Source organism: Shewanella metallivivens (assembly GCF_028750675.1).
Classification (GTDB): Bacteria; Pseudomonadota; Gammaproteobacteria; order Enterobacterales; family Shewanellaceae; genus Shewanella; species Shewanella metallivivens.
In genome coordinates, this window is sequence record NZ_JAQQPZ010000001.1 from 310,345 (window position 1) to 327,976 (window position 17,632).

Annotated in this window: 18 protein-coding genes; 15 read left to right on the top strand and 3 right to left on the bottom strand. The window is 42.1% G+C overall.

What is annotated here, in order from left to right:
* Positions 1-71: 71 nt before the first annotated feature.
* Positions 72-1,016, bottom strand: a complete 945-nt coding sequence (gene dusC, locus PQR79_RS01265; protein ID WP_238105001.1) for a tRNA dihydrouridine(16) synthase DusC — start codon at positions 1,014-1,016, stop codon at positions 72-74.
* A gap of 342 nt (positions 1,017-1,358) precedes the next feature.
* Here dusC and PQR79_RS01270 point away from each other — a divergent pair, with 342 nt between their 5' ends.
* From PQR79_RS01270 to PQR79_RS01300, 7 genes are all read left to right on the top strand, one after another.
* The gene (locus PQR79_RS01270; RefSeq protein ID WP_238104985.1) at positions 1,359-1,787 is read left to right on the top strand and encodes an HvfA family oxazolone/thioamide-modified RiPP metallophore; all 429 of its coding nucleotides are present in this window, start codon (positions 1,359-1,361) and stop codon (positions 1,785-1,787) included.
* Positions 1,788-1,899: 112 nt separating this feature from the next.
* The gene (locus PQR79_RS01275) at positions 1,900-2,748 is read left to right on the top strand and encodes an HvfB family MNIO-type RiPP peptide maturase (protein WP_238104975.1); all 849 of its coding nucleotides are present in this window, start codon (positions 1,900-1,902) and stop codon (positions 2,746-2,748) included.
* A 44-nt stretch (positions 2,749-2,792) separates the two neighbouring features.
* The gene (locus tag PQR79_RS01280) at positions 2,793-3,551 is read left to right on the top strand and encodes an HvfC family RiPP maturation protein (protein ID WP_238104960.1); all 759 of its coding nucleotides are present in this window, start codon (positions 2,793-2,795) and stop codon (positions 3,549-3,551) included.
* Positions 3,552-3,926: 375 nt separating this feature from the next.
* Complete coding sequence (locus PQR79_RS01285; RefSeq protein ID WP_238104947.1) at positions 3,927-4,292, top strand: YbaN family protein; 366 nt, start codon at positions 3,927-3,929, stop codon at positions 4,290-4,292.
* A gap of 132 nt (positions 4,293-4,424) precedes the next feature.
* Positions 4,425-4,976 (top strand): adenine phosphoribosyltransferase, encoded by a 552-nt coding sequence (gene apt, locus PQR79_RS01290; protein ID WP_238106155.1) that lies wholly within the window; start codon positions 4,425-4,427, stop codon positions 4,974-4,976.
* A gap of 149 nt (positions 4,977-5,125) precedes the next feature.
* On the top strand, positions 5,126-7,978 hold the full coding sequence (dnaX, locus tag PQR79_RS01295) for a DNA polymerase III subunit gamma/tau (protein WP_238104945.1): 2,853 nt from the start codon (positions 5,126-5,128) through the stop codon (positions 7,976-7,978).
* Positions 7,979-8,121: 143 nt separating this feature from the next.
* Positions 8,122-8,454, top strand: a complete 333-nt coding sequence (locus PQR79_RS01300) for a YbaB/EbfC family nucleoid-associated protein (RefSeq protein WP_188921788.1) — start codon at positions 8,122-8,124, stop codon at positions 8,452-8,454.
* Positions 8,455-8,508: 54 nt separating this feature from the next.
* On the opposite strand, the gene PQR79_RS01305 is transcribed toward PQR79_RS01300, so the two are convergent.
* Entirely contained in the window at positions 8,509-8,655 is a 147-nt protein-coding gene (locus PQR79_RS01305) for a hypothetical protein (protein ID WP_274408357.1), read from the bottom strand.
* A 516-nt stretch (positions 8,656-9,171) separates the two neighbouring features.
* Here PQR79_RS01305 and PQR79_RS01310 point away from each other — a divergent pair.
* From PQR79_RS01310 to nadE, 8 genes are all read left to right on the top strand, one after another.
* Positions 9,172-9,669, top strand: a complete 498-nt coding sequence (locus PQR79_RS01310) for a hypothetical protein (RefSeq protein WP_238104943.1) — start codon at positions 9,172-9,174, stop codon at positions 9,667-9,669.
* Positions 9,662-9,895, top strand: a complete 234-nt coding sequence (locus PQR79_RS01315) for a helix-turn-helix transcriptional regulator (protein ID WP_238104941.1) — start codon at positions 9,662-9,664, stop codon at positions 9,893-9,895. Before PQR79_RS01310 ends, PQR79_RS01315 begins: the two co-directional genes overlap by 8 nt.
* Before the next feature lie 186 nt (positions 9,896-10,081).
* Positions 10,082-10,681 (top strand): recombination mediator RecR, encoded by a 600-nt coding sequence (recR, locus tag PQR79_RS01320; RefSeq protein WP_238104939.1) that lies wholly within the window; start codon positions 10,082-10,084, stop codon positions 10,679-10,681.
* A gap of 269 nt (positions 10,682-10,950) precedes the next feature.
* Complete coding sequence (gene htpG, locus PQR79_RS01325) at positions 10,951-12,864, top strand: molecular chaperone HtpG (RefSeq protein WP_238104929.1); 1,914 nt, start codon at positions 10,951-10,953, stop codon at positions 12,862-12,864.
* A 65-nt stretch (positions 12,865-12,929) separates the two neighbouring features.
* Complete coding sequence (locus PQR79_RS01330) at positions 12,930-13,793, top strand: tetratricopeptide repeat protein (protein ID WP_238104927.1); 864 nt, start codon at positions 12,930-12,932, stop codon at positions 13,791-13,793.
* 135 nt (positions 13,794-13,928) lie between these two features.
* On the top strand, positions 13,929-14,573 hold the full coding sequence (gene adk, locus PQR79_RS01335; RefSeq protein WP_238104919.1) for an adenylate kinase: 645 nt from the start codon (positions 13,929-13,931) through the stop codon (positions 14,571-14,573).
* A 216-nt stretch (positions 14,574-14,789) separates the two neighbouring features.
* Positions 14,790-16,094, top strand: a complete 1,305-nt coding sequence (locus PQR79_RS01340; RefSeq protein ID WP_238104899.1) for an inosine/guanosine kinase — start codon at positions 14,790-14,792, stop codon at positions 16,092-16,094.
* A gap of 132 nt (positions 16,095-16,226) precedes the next feature.
* Positions 16,227-17,057 carry an NAD(+) synthase gene (gene nadE / locus PQR79_RS01345; RefSeq protein WP_238104897.1) on the top strand — a complete coding sequence of 277 codons (831 nt, stop codon included), beginning with the start codon at positions 16,227-16,229 and terminating at the stop codon, positions 17,055-17,057.
* Here nadE and PQR79_RS01350 read toward each other — a convergent pair.
* Complete coding sequence (locus PQR79_RS01350) at positions 17,054-17,611, bottom strand: DUF6942 family protein (RefSeq protein ID WP_238104895.1); 558 nt, start codon at positions 17,609-17,611, stop codon at positions 17,054-17,056. The genes nadE and PQR79_RS01350 overlap by 4 nt on opposite strands.
* Positions 17,612-17,632 lie beyond the last annotated feature (21 nt).

Consider the following 17,632-nt stretch of genomic DNA (forward strand, 5'->3'; position numbering starts at 1 on the left):
TAAGATCAATTCTATAGGAGATTTTTCAATTCAGGCTGCTAATAAGCCTAGCTGCCTGATTGAAAAGGCGATTAGCGTATGGTTTGATGTGCGTTTTGAAGTACTTTGACGATGTCTTCAGTGGTTTTAAATACCCGTAATTCACGAAACAAAGCATCCGCTTCAGGATATTGACGATTTAAATAACTAAACCATTGCTTGATGCGTGAAGGGTAATAATCAGATTTACGGCCATTGAGCTCTTTTTCAGTGTAATTCATTAATAATGTGAGCGTTTCAAGCCAAGAATAGGGCGCAGCACCCGTTTTGATGGTGTCTCCTAAATTAGGCAACGAAATCGCTCCGCGGCCAATCATAACACTGTCACAACCCGTCACATCCATACATCGTTGTGCGTCTGCGGCATTCCAAATTTCGCCATTAGCAATAACAGGGATGGGCAAACGTTTGCGTACTTCGGTGATGTATTCCCAATAAGCAGGTGGTTTATAGCCGTCAGTTTTGCTACGGGCATGAATGGCCAGTTCAGTTGCACCTGCCTCATATACTGCTAAGGCATTTTCCATAAACAGGGATTTATCTTCGTAGCCTAAACGGATTTTTGCGGTTACGGGTTGCTCAATTGGGACCGCATCACGCATGGCTTTAACAATATTATGAATATTTTCAGGGTATTGCAGTAATACCGCACCACCTTTACTTTTGTTAACCGTTTTAGCAGGGCAACCAAAGTTAGCGTCAACACCATTCGAGCCGAGTTCAATGGCCCTTATTGCATTTTGTGCCATCCACTCTGGTTCTTGTCCGAGTAATTGTACTCTTACGGGTGTGCCCGCTGGAGTGAGTCCGTTATTAAGCAACTCTGGGCATAATTTATAGAAGACTTTTTCGGGTAATAACTGATTGACCACCCGTACAAACTCTGTAACCACCAAATCAAACGGGTTAATGGTAGATAAAATATCACGCATATGGTCATCAACCACACCTTCCATCGGAGCTAAAATTACGCGCACAATACACCTTACTGAATAAAAAAGTGCGCTATTTTACCTTGTTTAATTCGTGATAGCAGCATGATTAACAGGGTTGAGGTGTTCTATTTTAATTATATTGTTGATTAATATTGAAATTTACCCTGATGTCAAGGTTCATTGGCTGATTGTGCATCGTATATCTGTGTTATATTTTGTGTTAATTTTATGCAGTCCTAGCAAGATTTGCTTACAATGAGGGTGACTTTTTTCACATTTTTCATTTATTTTGAAATTAATTTTACATACTGCAGGTCTTTTTAACCAAGCCGGCAATAATGTTGGTCACCAATACACAATCAAAACACGAGGAAGATAACTATTATGAACTCTATCAAACAAACTACTGTAGCTGTTGCGTTAGGTGCTGTTGTGATGACTGCTGGTTTTACTGCTGAAGTACAAGCTAACCCATTTGGATTCGAACAATTAACTGCTGGCTATCAATTAGATGGTGGCGAAGGTAAGTGCGGTGAAGGTAAATGCGGTGGCGACATGAAAAAGTCTGCTGAAAAAGCCAAAGAAGGTAAATGCGGTGAAGGCAAGTGTGGCGGCGACATGAAAGAATCTGCTGAAAAAGCAATGGAAGGTAAATGTGGCGAAGGCAAATGCGGCGGTGACATGAAAAAGTCTGCTGAAAAAGCAATGGAAGGTAAGTGCGGCGAAGGCAAATGCGGTGGCGACATGAAAAAGTCTGCTGAAAAAGCTAAAGAAGGGAAGTGTGGTGAAGGTAAATGTGGCGGTCAGAAATAATCCACTATAACTTGATTATAAGCATTTGATAATGCTCATGCTTATCTGCCACAATTAAGGCCTGAGTTTCAGGCCTTAATTTTATCTCTTTTTTATGGTTCAAGGATGCATTATGTCAAATGTGCAACATCCCACATTTAAGCAAGCCAGTGTTGGTTTAGGGCTGCGCCGTGAAATGCTTGATGAGTTTTGCCAGCATGTGCCAACGGCAATTAACTTTTTTGAGGTTGCCCCAGAAAATTGGATGACTTTAGGTGGCAAGTTTGCACGTCAGTTTAGGCAGTTAACTGAGCAGCATCAATTTTTTTGCCATGGACTGTCGTTATCCATTGGAAGCCCTGAAGCACTAGATACTCAATTTATCAAACAGATTAAGCAATTTTTAGACAGCCATAATATAGCTGTCTATTCAGAACATTTAAGTTATTGTTCGGGTACAGGGCATATGTACGACTTGATGCCCATTCCTTTTACAGATGAAGCCGTCATTCATACCGCCAAGCGTATTAACCAAGTCCAAGATATTCTCGAACGGCCATTTATTCTTGAAAACGTGTCTTTCTACGCTGCCCCGGGAGCGCAAATGAGCGAGCAAGCATTTGTTAATGCTGTGCTACAAGAAGCTGACTGCAAATTGCTACTCGATGTGAACAATATTTATGTTAATGCGATTAATCATCAATATGATGCCAGTGCATTTTTAGCAGCGATGCCGAGCGAGCGCATTGCCTATTTACATATTGCTGGCCATTACGAAGAAGCGGCAGACTTAATGGTTGATACCCATGGTGCTGATGTGATTGATCCAGTGTGGGCGCTATTGCAGCAATGTTATCAGATACACGGTGTACACCCGACGTTGTTAGAACGTGATTTTAATATTCCTAAAACTGAAGTGTTATTAACTGAAATCAATCAAATTCATCAATATCAACAGGCTGCACTTAACGGGATTAAGTAAGCCTTGAGTTTCATTGACACTTAATTAGTCATTAAGGACTCATTATGAGATTTATTGAAGTACAGCAGCAATTTATGGATTACATCCGCGACCCCAGTTTGCCTATGCCTGAGGGGATTGAACCGCGGCGGATGAAAGTGTACCGAGACTTATTTTTTAATAATATCTCAGGGTTTGTTGCCAGTGCCTTTCCGGTACTCAAGAGCTTGTATCAAGATGACACATGGCAGGCACTCGTTCAGCAACTTTTTGCCAAACATGACTGCAAAACCCCGATATTTGTTGAAATAGCCGGAGAGTTTTTGACTTTTTTACAACATGAATATCAAGTAACAGAAGATGACCCTGTGTTTATGTTGCAACTCGCCCATTATGAATGGTTAGAGCTGTGTGCTGCCGTGGCGCCAGATATTGCTCCGTCACAACGACTCAATGCTGACGATGTTGAGCAATTTAACTTGTGTTTATCACCGAGTGCTAAAGTCGCTCAATATGCCTTCGATGTGCAGCATATTAGTGTTGATTACCAACCGATAGAACCCACTGAGCAGGCTAACTTTTTTTGCGTATATCGTGACTCGAACGATGAAGTGGCTTTTTTACAATTAACGCCATTAAGTGCACAAGTGTTAGCGTATATAGAACAAACCTCTCAAGTTCAACAGGTTAACCTAGATGCGATTGTTGAGTGGCTAGCAGATCTTTATCCGCAAATGTCGGCAGACTCACTGTTGTCCGGTTGTGTTCCCCTGTTACAACAGTTAGCGCTAAAAGGCATTATTGTTGCGGCTACGGATGCATAATAGTCATATAAAATTTAAGGTTTTTATTTTATCAATATGTGTCTAAAATGAGCCACTTTTTGTGATATGCCTCACGTAAAAAGTTTGTGCTATCACGTAAAAATGTGGTTAGCGCAATAAAATCTACCGAGCAATTGCAGTCACAATATCACCTTAAATTTAGGAATTATCATGAGTCAGCCGTTTAAAGACCCGTTTAACATCGTTTATTTTATTGGTTTTATTTTGGTTTTATTGATTCCAACGTTGCCGGCGACGCTTTCTTGGTTGAAAGTAACAGGTTTAATTTAACGCTGAATTCAGGTTAATCTGTAATGATATTGCCTTATTAAACCACTCTGATAGAGTGGTTTTTTGCTTTAGGCGAGGACACCAATGGCGTTAAAACGTGGTTTTTTTCTTATTATTGGCTTATGCAGTTTGGTATTAGGCTTAATCGGTATTGCATTGCCATTATTGCCTACCGTGCCATTTATTTTATTGTCTGCTTTTTGCTTTGCTCGCTCAAATGACCGCTTGCACCATTGGTTAGTGACTCACCCCTGGTTTGCAGAGGGTATTCATCAATGGCAATCCAAACGAGCATTGAGTCGGCCATTGAAGAAAAAAGCCATGATAATGAGTGCACTGAGCTTTTGTATTAGTATCATTATTGTGCCGCTGGTGTGGGTTAAAGTCATGCTGTTATGCATGATGCTCGTTTTATTATTTTTTTTGTGGCAGATCCCAGAGTTAGAATAATAAATCAGCAGTTAATGCATGACAGTTGCAACTGAGATCAAACGGGCATAAGATCCAAGCAGAATTTTTACCAGAGTCCACCCATAACGTGGACTTTTTTATTGCGTAATCACTTTTAAACAGAGTTAACTTATTATGATGAACCAACACAGTTTAGCGCTTATCAAGAACAGTATTAAAACCATTCCTGATTATCCAAAACCAGGCATTATGTTTCGTGATGTCACTAGTTTGTTAGAAAGCGCTGAAGCGTATAAAGCGACTATTGCGATTCTAGTGGCTCATTATCAATCAAAAGGCTTCACTAAAGTGGTCGGCACTGAAGCTCGTGGCTTCTTGTTTGGTGCTCCTTTAGCATTAGAACTTGGTGTTGGTTTTGTTCCTGTTCGTAAGCCCGGTAAGCTACCGCGTGCCACAATTAGTCAAACTTATGAATTAGAATACGGTAAAGATACCTTAGAAATTCATACCGATGCGATTAATGCCAACGACAAAGTGTTAGTTATCGACGACTTACTCGCGACGGGTGGCACCATTGAAGCTACAGTAAAACTGATCCGCGAGCTTGGTGGTGAAGTAGGCCATGCCGCTTTTGTTATTTCATTACCTGAAATTGGTGGCGAAAAGCGTCTGCACGATTTAGGGATTGAAGTATTAAGTTTGTGTGAGTTTGATGGCGAGTAGCAATATTAAAATAACTGCTAATTAATTAGTCAGTTAACTACTTTAAAGGGTATCAAAATCCCGCTCAACAATAGCATGCCAGCCCGTGGCATGTTATTGTTATCCCCTTTAATGGGATTGACTCCCGATGGCTCTCTGTGGGGAATTTCATGTCTTATCAAGTGCTCGCCCGCAAATGGCGTCCTGCTAAATTTGAACAAATGGTTGGTCAGTCCCATGTATTAATGGCTTTGACTAACGCCTTAAGTCAGCAACGTCTTCATCACGCTTATTTATTTACAGGTACTCGTGGTGTCGGTAAAACCAGTTTGGCACGACTTTTTGCCAAAGGACTTAACTGTGAAACAGGCGTCACTGCAAATCCATGTGGTGAATGTTCAAGTTGTATTGAAATTGCCCAAGGGCGTTTTGTCGATTTAATTGAGGTCGATGCGGCGTCGCGTACCAAAGTGGATGATACTCGCGAGTTGTTAGACAACGTGCAATACCGCCCATCGCGAGGTCGCTTCAAAGTGTACCTCATTGATGAAGTCCACATGCTATCGCGCAGTAGTTTTAATGCCTTATTAAAAACCTTAGAAGAACCACCAGAACACGTAAAATTCTTACTGGCCACCACAGATCCGCATAAATTACCGGTCACGGTATTGTCGCGTTGTTTACAATTTAATCTGAAAAGCTTATCGCAACAAGAAATCACCCAACAGCTAGAGTTTGTTATCACTCAAGAGCAGTTGCCTTTTGAGCCTCTCGCCTTGACCTTGTTAGCTAAAGCAGCCAATGGCAGTATGCGTGATGCATTGAGTTTGACAGATCAAGCCATTGCGTTTGGTAGCGGCCAAGTGATGCTTGAGCAAGTGCAAACCATGTTGGGTAGTATTGATGAACAACACGTTATCGCATTATTAAAAACCTTGTGCGATGCCGATGTCGGTCCTCTAATGCAAATGGTTGCCAAAGTGCTAGCCTTTGGGGCAGACGCCGAAGAAGTATTGCGTAGCTTGTTAGAATTACTGCATCAGATTACATTGACTCAATTTGCCCCCGCTGCCGCCCAACAGTCACTCTTTGCAGAGCAAATTTTAGCTTTTGCCCAGCAATTAGCACCTGAACAAGTGCAACTGTATTATCAAATGTTACTCAATGGCCGTAAAGATTTAGCCTTTGCACCCGATCCTAAATCGGGTCTTGAAATGGCCCTATTGCGAGCAGTTGCATTTACCCCAGAAAAACAAGTTAAACGTTGGGTAACCACATCTCCAGCCAAGATAGATTTATCAAAAACGCAAGAGGTCACAGATACAGGCCCAAAGCCTGATAACACTGCAGCGCTAAATCAATCTGTATCGGCGGATACTCAATCAAATACTGTTCACTCAGACGCCGATAAAGCCGATGAGACGAGTGCAGAGGTCAGTGAACCACAGAGTCCAATTATTGATAAACATTCGGCAGTTAATGCTCAAGTGCCAATGACTCAAGCGCAATCTGAAGTGGTTGAGCCTATTGGCGCAGAAGATGATGAACTTGACGTTACTGACGCTGCCTTAAGTGCTGAGCAAAGCCTATTAGTGAGTCAGGCCGAAAGTTTGGGCTATCAGTCCCAAGCTGAATGCGCCCCCGCGCAGAGTGATGCGCAAGAGACATCCAAGGTAGATGCTTTAACGTTGGATGCGTTAAAGACTGAGGCACTGACGAGCGAAGCAGAAGAAGACAAAGAGGGCCCTCAAAAGGCAATTGATAATACTGAGCCTGCAGCAGAAGCTATTGAAGTTAGCGTTCAACTTAACACAGATGCGGTTATTGAGCCGGTTTCCAATGCGGATCCGTTTGATGGATACTCATTTAATGACTTCGACCAAGAGAGTGATTATCAACCTTCTGATCATGATGATTATTTAGCGTATTCGGCGCAAAATGAACCGGGGGCATTCGATGCAATTGCTCCAGAGCTGCAAGCTACCACATCCGCTGGCGCTCAAGATGAGTCTAATGCAGAACAAACTGCACAGGTAAACGACCCAGAAGACTCGCAAGCTGACACCTTAGACTTTTTGGATATGGTATTGGCCAGTCGTGATTCGTTGCTTGCCGATGTCGATGCGTTGCAACAAAAAGAGCAAAGCGCCAGTAAAGCGCCTAGCACCATCAAGACTTCATTTGGCCCCAAAGCGAAAGCCTCCGAGCCTGACGTTGCCCCTAAATTTGACTCACAACAACCTATCACTGAGACTCAAAGCCTTGCGCCAGTAATCCCTGAGTCAAATAATCCAACGCCAGTAATATCGGCTAATGTTGAGCCGAGTAATACACCATCACAACCAACGGTAATACAAGATAGAGCACCTTGGGTCAAACCTGCACCAGGTGAGAATGTTACCGCTTTTTCAGACGTTGCAGCAAAGCCTGAACCCGAACCCCAGAGCCCCCAAGTTGATGCTCAAGTTAATCCAGCGGCAGCAGTCAATCAGCATATTGATGCGGAGCCATTAAGCAATACAGCTCAAGCGCCTGCAAAGGAGCACACGAGTGAGCGAGTGCCTTTTACGCCCCACAGTATTAAAGGAAATGAGCTTGATTTACATTGGTATAAAGTGATGACCCATGTTTCAGTCGGTGGGCGCGTTCGACAACTCGGGGTTAACTCAGTTTTGCAAGCGCACTCCAACTCAATCGTTTTAGTGTTAAAACCTGATCAAAAGCATTTGTCAGCGCCCATTGCTATCGATCAATTACAAGTCGCACTAACAGAGTATTTGCAGCAGCCAATCGAGGTGAAAATCCAAATTGGTGTTGTTGCCAATCGTGAAACCCCCTTGGAATTACGCAAACGCTTTCATCGTGAATTAATTGCCCATGCCGAGCAGTCAATATTACAAGATGACAATACCCAGTGGATGATCCAGCGGTTATCAGCACAACTAGACAGTGACAGTATTGAATATCCGCCCGAACAATTGGCGCAAATCGCCCAAGAAATTGCTCAAATAGCGGTTCAATAATGTTCAGTAAAACGTAATTTAGGTTGAAATGAACATATCTTCATCTCAAAAATGTTCAGTCTAGATTGCCAATCACATTTTTTTCAGTAAGATTAGCGCCACTATGGCGACTTGCTAACAACCTCAATTAGAGAGAGACGACTATGTTTGGTGGAAAAGGCGGAATGGGCAATTTAATGAAACAAGCCCAAATGATGCAAGACAAAATGGCAAAAGTGCAGGAAGAAATTGCACGTACCGAAATGACCGGTGAAGCCGGTGCTGGCCTAGTGAAAGTGACAATGACTGGCAGCCACAATGTCCGCAAAGTTGAAATCGACCCAAGCTTAATGGAAGATGACAAAGAAATGCTAGAAGACTTGATTGCTGCTGCATGCAACGATGCTGCGCGTCGTTTAGAAGAAAATCAAAAAACTAAAATGGCCGAAGTGACTGGCGGTATGCAATTACCACCTGGAATGAAAATGCCATTCTAATCGTTGTCTTGTACCACACAAAAAAGCTCAAGCATAAATGCTTGAGTTTTTTTGTTATGCGTCTGAGTCTGAGTCAGTTGGTACTGCGTCCAATACCACATAACCTTGGGCTTGATAATCATTAACACATTGTTGAAATTTGTTTTCGAGTTTGATGTCATCTAAAAATCCCAAAGCATACGATGCGCATTTTACTTTCATTTTTTGATCGTTTATCAAAATGGCTTCTTTTTCAACTCTGCAAATCCCATCACATATGCAATGTCGATAAATTTTAGGTTAATGACATAACCCAGCGCCACAGCGACAATGATAATAATCAGCTTTTTCTATTATTAATGATTCCATGAGTTTTCAGTGAGCGTTTACTGTTCAATTTAGTATGTCGCATTATCGCCGGGTATAAAACGAGCAGCAATCCCTGTGTTAAATAAAAATTCACATTAAACCATTGTTTTAATGGTGATTATTGCGTTTTTAATGGTTTTGCTTGGCGAGTATGTGGTTAATCTAACCAATGATTATTGCTAATTGATTTTGCTAATCGTGTCACAGGTTTACGTCTTTTAGTCGCTATCGGTGGTCAGGGAAAAGGTTAAGAATTCAATATGAAGTATCTAATTTTTAACTCAAAGTTAAAAATATTTGACATTGCGTGATTGTGGATTATGATAGGTGAAGTTAAAAATTTTATACATAAAGTATACTGAGGTTGACATGGACAACAAACAGAAATTGATTCAATGGTTACAGGAAACCAGCTTTAGAGAGTTGACGTTATCGGTCGATTTTCTAGTGACAGGGTATATTGGTTATTTGTACGTGAGTGCGTTAGTTAATGCTACGCCTGAACAATTAGCGTCTATTACATGGTTATCGACGTTATTACTGCAAATTATTATCTATTCAATTGTATTAATGGTAATCAGTTACATTGTGCTGGGGTTAATTAGTGATAATGAGCTGAACCAACCGATGGATGTCAGAGAAAAACAGATTAATTTGGTCGGCTATAAATACAGTGCCATCATTTTACAAGTAGGGGTGATTTTAGCGCTAGTTCAATATAATATCGCCGCCCAAGGTTTTGAGTTTATGCAATCGAGTGTGCCGCATTTACCGTTGCATATTTTAGTGGGTGCCTTCTTATTGGCCGAATTAGCGCACTATGGCGTGCAGTTGTACAAGGGGCGTACAGGAGACATTTATGGGTGATCCTGCTGACAATAAACTTGGGATTTCAAACTCTATCCGTACGTTACGGTTTTTACATAATGAAATGACCCAAAAACAATTGGCCGATCTAATCGGAGTGACCCGTCAAACGGTAATGGCCATTGAGTCAAATAAGTACTCACCAACGCTTGAGGTAGCCTTTAAAATTGCTGAGGTATTTAACTTGCCCATCGACCAAGTGTTTAGTTACCGCTCTGCGAAGTAATCTGGGCACGTGCAGAGATCGCAACAGATAAAGTTTTGCAATCATTCTTATCAACGATGATAATCCATGCATCCTTTTGATGCAGACTTTTTGCTTCGACAATGGGTTAGATTGATAGTGTTAGCCGCTCAATGGCTTAGGTGTAATGTTGACACAAGTGTTTATTTATTAAGGTATTGGCAATTTATGAAATTTAGTCCTTTGGTTGATGAGTTAATCCAGTCTTTACGCGGTTTACCTGGTGTGGGACCTAAATCAGCTCAACGTATGGCGTTTCAATTGCTTGAACGTGAACGTAAAGTGGGTTTAAAACTGGCTGACTCATTACAAAAAGCCATGTCAGAAGTCGGCCATTGTCAAAGCTGCCGCACGTTTACGGAACAAGAATTGTGTCCTATTTGCTCAAGTCACCGCCGGGTCAATGCTGGTGTGATTTGCGTGGTTGAAACACCAGCAGATGTATTAGCGATTGAAGCCGGTGGTCACTTTACAGGCCGTTACTTTGTGTTACTTGGGCATTTATCGCCTCTTGATGGTGTAGGGCCTGAAGAGTTAGGACTGGCGCTACTCGAACAACATTTAGCCTCTGAGGATGTCAGTGAACTCATATTAGCGACCAATCCTACAGTGGAAGGGGATGCCACCGCGCATTTTATTGCTGATATGGCCAGACGTCATAACGTGGTGATTAGCCGTATTGCTCATGGCGTGCCCGTGGGCGGTGAGTTGGAGTATGTTGACAGCACTACATTAGCGCTATCATTTAACGGACGAATTCCCCTTTAATCATCCCTCATCATGAGTATGACCTGCCAATAATATATTGGCAGGCCTTTGTTTATATTGTCGACATTGAGTACTATTTTTAAGCATTTATTGGGGGTAATTGATCTTTGTATCGAAAAAAGTGTCGTTGCTGGTGATTTATTCGACATTAAAGTGTTTTTCCCCTTGAAAACAATTTAAAGCCCCCCATTTCTTGGTTATCGAAGATTTTTATACGAGTGGATGATTCGACTCGTTTTGTATTAACGTAACACCAAGGGAAATTATTCATGTCACAACAAGAAACTCATGGCTTTCAAACCGAAGTAAAACAACTGCTGCATTTGATGATCCACTCTTTGTATTCAAATAAAGAGATTTTCTTACGTGAATTAGTCTCAAATGCGGCCGATGCTGCAGACAAATTACGCTATCTAGCCCTAACCGACGATGCCTTGTACGAGGGTGATGGTGAGCTTAGAGTGCGTGTGAGTGCCGATAAAGAAAAAGGCACTGTGACCATATCGGATAACGGTATTGGTATGACACGTGATGGCGTGATTGAACATTTAGGTACCATTGCTAAATCGGGTACTAAAGAGTTTTTCAATAACTTATCTGGCGAAGCCTCAAAAGACTCGCAACTTATTGGTCAGTTTGGTGTGGGTTTCTACTCAGCCTTTATCGTCGCTAAAAAAGTGGTTGTACGCACGCGAGCTGCCGGTCATGCCGTCAATGAAGCGGTATTATGGGAGTCAGAAGGTGAAGGTTCATTTAACGTTGAAACCGTCACTAAAAACACTCGCGGTACTGAGATCACTCTGTATTTACGTGACGAAGAAACTGAATTTGCAGATGAATTCCGTTTACGTTCAATTATTTCAAAGTACTCAGACCATATCTCTATTCCGGTAGAAATGTTTGAACCAGGTCAACCAGAAACCGAAGGTGAAGACGGCGAAAAAATTGCAGCTACTGAGGGCACTTGGAAGCCAATGAACAAAGCGACAGCGCTTTGGACACGCAATAAATCTGATATTACTGATGAAGAATACCAAGAGTTTTATAAGCATATATCACACGATTATGCCGATGCACTTAAATGGTCTCACAATCGTGTTGAAGGTAAGCAAGAATACACCAGCTTATTGTATATTCCGGCAAAAGCGCCTTGGGATCTGTTTAACCGTGACCACAAGCACGGCTTGAAACTGTTTGTGCAACGTGTATTTGTGATGGATGATGCCGAGCAATTTATGCCAACTTACTTACGTTTTGTAAAAGGCTTAATCGACTCAAAAGATCTGCCACTCAACGTATCGCGTGAAATTTTACAAGACAATCAAATTACCAAAAACCTGCGCCAGGCATTAACTAAACGTGTGTTAGGTATGCTAGAAAAAATTGCTGAAAATGATGCCGAGAAATACCAATCATTTTGGGCTGAGTTTGGCCAAGTATTGAAAGAAGGCCCTGCTGAAGATTTTGCTAACAAAGAACGCATTGCCGGTTTATTACGTTTTGCTTCAACGCATGATAACTCTGCGGCGACCACTGTGTCGTTAGACGCTTACATTGAACGCATGAAAGAAGGTCAAGATAAGATTTACTATATCGTTGCCGACAGCCATGACGCAGCCGTTAACAGCCCACACTTAGAGTTACTCCGTAAAAAAGGCATTGAGGTTCTCTTAATGTCTGAGCGTATCGACGAATGGTTAATTAACCACTTAACTGAGTTTAAAGGTAAAAAGCTGCACTCAGTGACTAAAGGTGATCTTGAGCTCGGTTCATTAGAAGATGAAGCAGACAAAGAAGCACAAGAAAAAGTGGCAGAAGAAGCTAAAGCCCTTGTTGAGCGCATCAAAACGGCATTAGCGGACAAAGTGTCTGACGTTAAAGTGACAAGCCGTTTAACTGACACTCCGGCCTGCGTAGTGACTGGCGAGGGTGAAATGTCGACGCAAATGATTAAATTGATGCAAGCGGCAGGACAACCTGTACCTGAGTCAAAACCAACATTTGAAATCAATCCAACACACCCATTGGTTGAGCGTTTAAACAATGAAGCTGACGAGCAGTTATTTGCCGATTGGTCTAACTTGCTTTTACAACAAGCACTCTTGTCTGAAAAGGGTAGCCTGTCCGATCCGTCGGCGTTTATTAAGCTAACCAACCAGATGCTAATGGCCAGCTTTAAATAAGTAAACCTAAACAGTTAAAGCGGACATTCAGTCCGCTTTTGTTTTTGTAAGTTACCGGGGGCACTATGGACTACCTGATTAATTTAACGAAAGAAAACATTCAGCAAGTTGTCGATACCTCCATGGAAAAAATGGTGGTATTGGCATTTTGGGCACAACAGCAACCTGAAAGTGTACAAATGCTGCAAACCTTAACGCAAATAACTCAAGCCCAGGCTGGGCGTTTTATTTTGGCGAAAGTCGATTGCGAAACCGAGGTTGAAATTGCCAACTACTTTCAAATTCAAAATTTACCCACCACATTAGTATTAGATAAAGGCCGCCCGATTGATGGCTTTGCCGGGGTGCAAACAAAAGAGCAAGTTGAAGCCTTACTTGACAAACATTTGCCGCCTATGTGGATACAAGAGTTTGCTGCAATTAAACAACTGTTAGCAGAAGGCGCATTAACTGCCGATGAGTTAGAGCAATTAGCTGCACAACTTAAAACCGTTTATAGCGATTCACAACAAGCTGCTGAAGTGGCGTTAGTGATGGCCGATGTTGCTTTACAGCAAGGCTTACTTGCTGAGGCGAAAAGCTTACTTACAGGTATAGGCCTTGCTGATCAAGACAGTTACTACCAAAACTTAATGGCTAAATTGGCTTTAGCCGAAGATGCAGCTGATACACCAGAAATTAGACAACTACAACAAAGCGTTGAGCAGCAGCCTGACAATCTTGATTTGGTTGTTTTACTCGCTAAAGCACTCAATGCCGCACAACGAAACGAAGAAGCCTTAGAACGATTGTTTGCTATTTTGCAGCAAGACATGAACGCACTCGACGGTAAAGTTAAACAAGTCTTCATGGAGTTATTGACCGCATTAGGTCAAGGCAACACCTTAGCCAATCAATATCGACGTAAATTGTATACCTTACTGTATTAAACGAATTGATGCGTTTTTGTTACAAGCCTTATTAGATTTAGGTCTAATGTCATAACAAAAGCGCTATTAAAAGGGCGGCATATGTGCGAAAATCGCCGCCCTAAAAAGAACACAAACTTAAAGAGGACTTTTGAGATGCGCATTATTTTATTGGGTGCCCCAGGTGCCGGTAAAGGGACCCAAGCTCAGTTCATTATGGAGCAGTACGGTATCCCACAGATCTCAACCGGTGACATGTTGCGTGCAGCCGTTAAGGCCGGTACGCCACTAGGTTTAGAAGCCAAGAAAGTAATGGATGCAGGTCAATTAGTATCTGACGATCTGATCATTGGTTTAGTTAAAGAGCGTATTGCGCAAGACGATTGTGCAAAAGGGTTCTTACTTGACGGCTTCCCACGTACTATTCCTCAAGCTGATGCAATGGCAGAAAACGGTATTGAAATTGATCACGTGATCGAAATCGATGTGCCAGATGAAGAAATCGTTAAACGCATGAGCGGTCGTCGTGTTCATTCTGGTTCGGGCCGTGTTTATCACGTTGTGTTTAATCCACCTAAAGTGGAAGGCAAAGATGATGTGACTGGCGAAGACTTAGCGATTCGTCCAGATGATGAAGAAGCCACCGTACGTAAACGTTTAGGCATTTACCACGAGCAAACTAAACCATTAGTTAATTACTATGGCAAAGTTGCTGAGCAGGGGCGTACTCAATACAATAAATTTGATGGTACCCAATCTGTTGCTAAAGTCAGTGAGCAATTAGCAAGCGTCTTAAAATAATCGCTGTCTAACACTGAATAAAAACCTGCTTCGGCAGGTTTTTTTATAGCATTTTTTTGAGTATCTAATCCTTTATACAGAAAAACAAAAATAACTATGATAAAATCTGCCGCCATTTTCGCAGAGGGTGACTTTTCAACGTTGAATGTCGCCAAAGGCAATTAATTTCACACTTAATTTCACACTGGCAAGGATGCTAAGCTATGAGAGCCCAATATGAAGTTTCCTGGTCAACGTAAGTCAAAACACTATTTTCCTGTAAACAGCCGTGATCCTTTATTGGCCCAACTGACACAGCAACCGCAACCTTTTTCTACCTATGTGTGTGGTATTGATCAAACCCTCGTGGACATTGAGGCAAAAGTCGAAGACGAATTGCTTGCACGTTATGGATTACCAAAAGGTAACTCTACGTTGATTAATGATCAGCAGGCACATGATTTATACCATGAGCTTAAATCTAAAGAGATGATTAGCGATGAGTTTGCTGGCGGAACGATTGGTAACACAGTACACAACTATTCCATTTTAGCCGACGACCGTTCAGTATTATTTGGTGTCATGAGCCAAAATATTATGGTTGGCAGCTACGCATACCGTTATTTATGTAACACCTCATCAAAAGTCGATTTAAATTACTTACAGCCTGTTGATGGCCCTATTGGTCGCTGTTTTACCTTGATTTCTGATTGTGGTGAACGCACTTTTGCCATTAGCAAAGGGTCAATGGACAAGTTAACGCCCGAGTTTATCAATAAGGACGTCATCCAAGGCAGCTCAGCGTTAGTGTTAACCGCTTATTTGATGCGCGCTAGTGAAGGTGATGGCATTACCGATGCAGCAATGACTGCGATTGAGTATGCTAAACAAGCGGATGTGCCAGTGGTGTTAACCTTAGGGACGCGTTTTTTAATTCAAGAAGATCCAACCTGGTGGCAAAACTTTATTAATGACCATGTGACGATTTTGGCCATGAATGAAGATGAAGGTGAGGCGTTAACAGGCTTTAAAGATCCACTATTAGCCAGTGAAGCTGCACTTGAATGGTGTGACATGGTATTAACCACCGCCGGTGCGATTGGCTTATATACCGCAGGTTATGCAGAAGACAGTGCTAAACGCGAAACCAGCCATATGCTATTGCCGGGTGCCATCCCAGAGTTTAACCGCTATGAGTTTTCGCGCCCCATGCTTAAAGATGATTGTGAGACACCAATAAAAGTGTACGCACATATCTCACCTTATATGGGCGGACCAGAGCTTATTCGTAACACCAATGGCGCGGGTGATGGTGCATTGTCGGCACTGTTACATGATTTATCCGCCAATACATTCCATAAAGCCAATGTACCAGGCTCTAGTAAGCATAAACGTGATGGTTTATGTTACTCATCGTTTTCGCAAGTGTGTAAGTACGCAAACCGCGTAGCATATGAGGTGCTAGCCCAGCACAGTCCACGTTTATCTCGTGGCTTACCTGAGCGTGAAGACAGCCTAGAAGAGTCATACTGGGAACGTTAATTCAGCTTAATGTAAAAAAAAACGATAATGATGAATCATTATCGTTTTTTTTTGGTAGGATTTTAATAGAATAACCTCAGCTCAGAATACACCCTATTAGCCCCCCAATTTATAAGCCATCAGGAGCGTCACGTGAAAGGACAAATCTTAAGAGAGATGCATGTACTTAAAGCTATTGAGCCTGAGTTTGAAATTCAGCGCCGTGTGGCATTTATCAAAGCGAAACTCAAAGAGTCTCATAGCCGTTGTGTTGTATTAGGGATTAGCGGCGGTGTTGACTCTTCATTAGCAGGGCGTTTATGTCAATTAGCTGTCGATGGACTTAACCAAGAGCAGAACGAAATCTCGTATCAATTCATTGCTGTTCGTTTGCCGTATCAAGTGCAAAAAGATGAAGACGAAGCCCAGTTATCGTGTCAGTTTATTCAACCTTCTAAACAAGTTACCGTTAACATTGCCGATGGTGTACTAGGAGTACATCACGCAACTTTAGCGGGTTTAGTTGAAGCCAATATTGAACTGCCAGATGAAAACAAACTCGATTTTGTTAAAGGTAACGTCAAAGCCAGAATGCGGATGATTGCGCAGTATAATATTGCTGGCGTGTTAGGTGGTTTAGTCGTGGGTACTGATCACAGCGCAGAAAACATTACCGGTTTTTATACTAAATTTGGTGATGGTGCCTGTGATTTAGCCCCATTGTTTGGTTTAAATAAACGCCAAGTACGTAAATTGGCAGCCTTTTTAGGCGCACCTGATTTATTGGTTAATAAAGCGCCAACCGCTGATTTAGAAGACAACCAACCGCAGTTAGCCGATGAGGTCGCATTAGGGCTAACCTACGATCAAATTGATGACTTTTTAGAAGGCAAAGACGTGCCCAAAGCGGTTGAAGATAAACTGGTTAGCATTTATAAGCGTACTCAACATAAGCGTCAACCTATCCCAACCATTTACGATTAGTCCTCGGGTAAATCTTCGCTGGCAATCAGCTGCCTTGTTGTTTCTATCAAGGCATTGGCATATTGTCGGTAATCTAAATACGGCGTCAGTAAACATGTTTGCTGGCGCTGTATTTTATTATTGGGGTCGACTGTTTGCGGATGTTCAATGGTGTGCATACCAAGCCGTTGTTGGGTTTCTTTACCGCAGACAAGGTGCCAACACTGTGGGTTAAACAACTGCTTAGTAGCATGGCTCGAATGGCTAGGGATGATCTGTATTTGGCAGCTTAATCGGTGTGCTGACGATTGTGGCGACACATCTTGAAGTAGACGCTGTCTGATTTGCTTCCAGGCGGCACCATTGTTTGCGTTTAGGTCAGAGTGTCGACAACAAATTTTAGCCATAATAGTGACAATTTTACGCCAATGATTGCCATTTAATGCAATGATATCTGTGATGGCATTTGCTTGATTATGCTGCCAGTTAGGTGGCAATAGTGGTGGGGTAGGTAAGTAGAAAATAATCTCTGCTTTACTGGGCCCCAAAGTTAATGTTGTTGTCTGTGATGGCATCTCATTCCTGTGAGACTATAT

Excerpts from the sequence above, each read along its gene's own strand:
- recR (WP_238104939.1), top strand. The coding sequence starts at position 10,082 with ATGAAATTTAGTCCTTTGGTTGATGAGTTAATCCAGTCTTTACGCGGT.
- PQR79_RS01315 (WP_238104941.1), top strand. The coding sequence starts at position 9,662 with ATGGGTGATCCTGCTGACAATAAACTTGGGATTTCAAACTCTATCCGT.
- PQR79_RS01330 (WP_238104927.1), top strand. The coding sequence starts at position 12,930 with ATGGACTACCTGATTAATTTAACGAAAGAAAACATTCAGCAAGTTGTC.
- PQR79_RS01350 (WP_238104895.1), bottom strand. The coding sequence starts at position 17,611 with ATGCCATCACAGACAACAACATTAACTTTGGGGCCCAGTAAAGCAGAG.
- PQR79_RS01275 (WP_238104975.1), top strand. The coding sequence starts at position 1,900 with ATGTCAAATGTGCAACATCCCACATTTAAGCAAGCCAGTGTTGGTTTA.
- dnaX (WP_238104945.1), top strand. The coding sequence starts at position 5,126 with ATGTCTTATCAAGTGCTCGCCCGCAAATGGCGTCCTGCTAAATTTGAA.
- PQR79_RS01305 (WP_274408357.1), bottom strand. The coding sequence starts at position 8,655 with ATGAAAGTAAAATGCGCATCGTATGCTTTGGGATTTTTAGATGACATC.
- PQR79_RS01280 (WP_238104960.1), top strand. The coding sequence starts at position 2,793 with ATGAGATTTATTGAAGTACAGCAGCAATTTATGGATTACATCCGCGAC.
- PQR79_RS01300 (WP_188921788.1), top strand. The coding sequence starts at position 8,122 with ATGTTTGGTGGAAAAGGCGGAATGGGCAATTTAATGAAACAAGCCCAA.
- htpG (WP_238104929.1), top strand. The coding sequence starts at position 10,951 with ATGTCACAACAAGAAACTCATGGCTTTCAAACCGAAGTAAAACAACTG.
- PQR79_RS01285 (WP_238104947.1), top strand. The coding sequence starts at position 3,927 with ATGGCGTTAAAACGTGGTTTTTTTCTTATTATTGGCTTATGCAGTTTG.
- PQR79_RS01340 (WP_238104899.1), top strand. The coding sequence starts at position 14,790 with ATGAAGTTTCCTGGTCAACGTAAGTCAAAACACTATTTTCCTGTAAAC.
- PQR79_RS01310 (WP_238104943.1), top strand. The coding sequence starts at position 9,172 with ATGGACAACAAACAGAAATTGATTCAATGGTTACAGGAAACCAGCTTT.
- PQR79_RS01270 (WP_238104985.1), top strand. The coding sequence starts at position 1,359 with ATGAACTCTATCAAACAAACTACTGTAGCTGTTGCGTTAGGTGCTGTT.
- adk (WP_238104919.1), top strand. The coding sequence starts at position 13,929 with ATGCGCATTATTTTATTGGGTGCCCCAGGTGCCGGTAAAGGGACCCAA.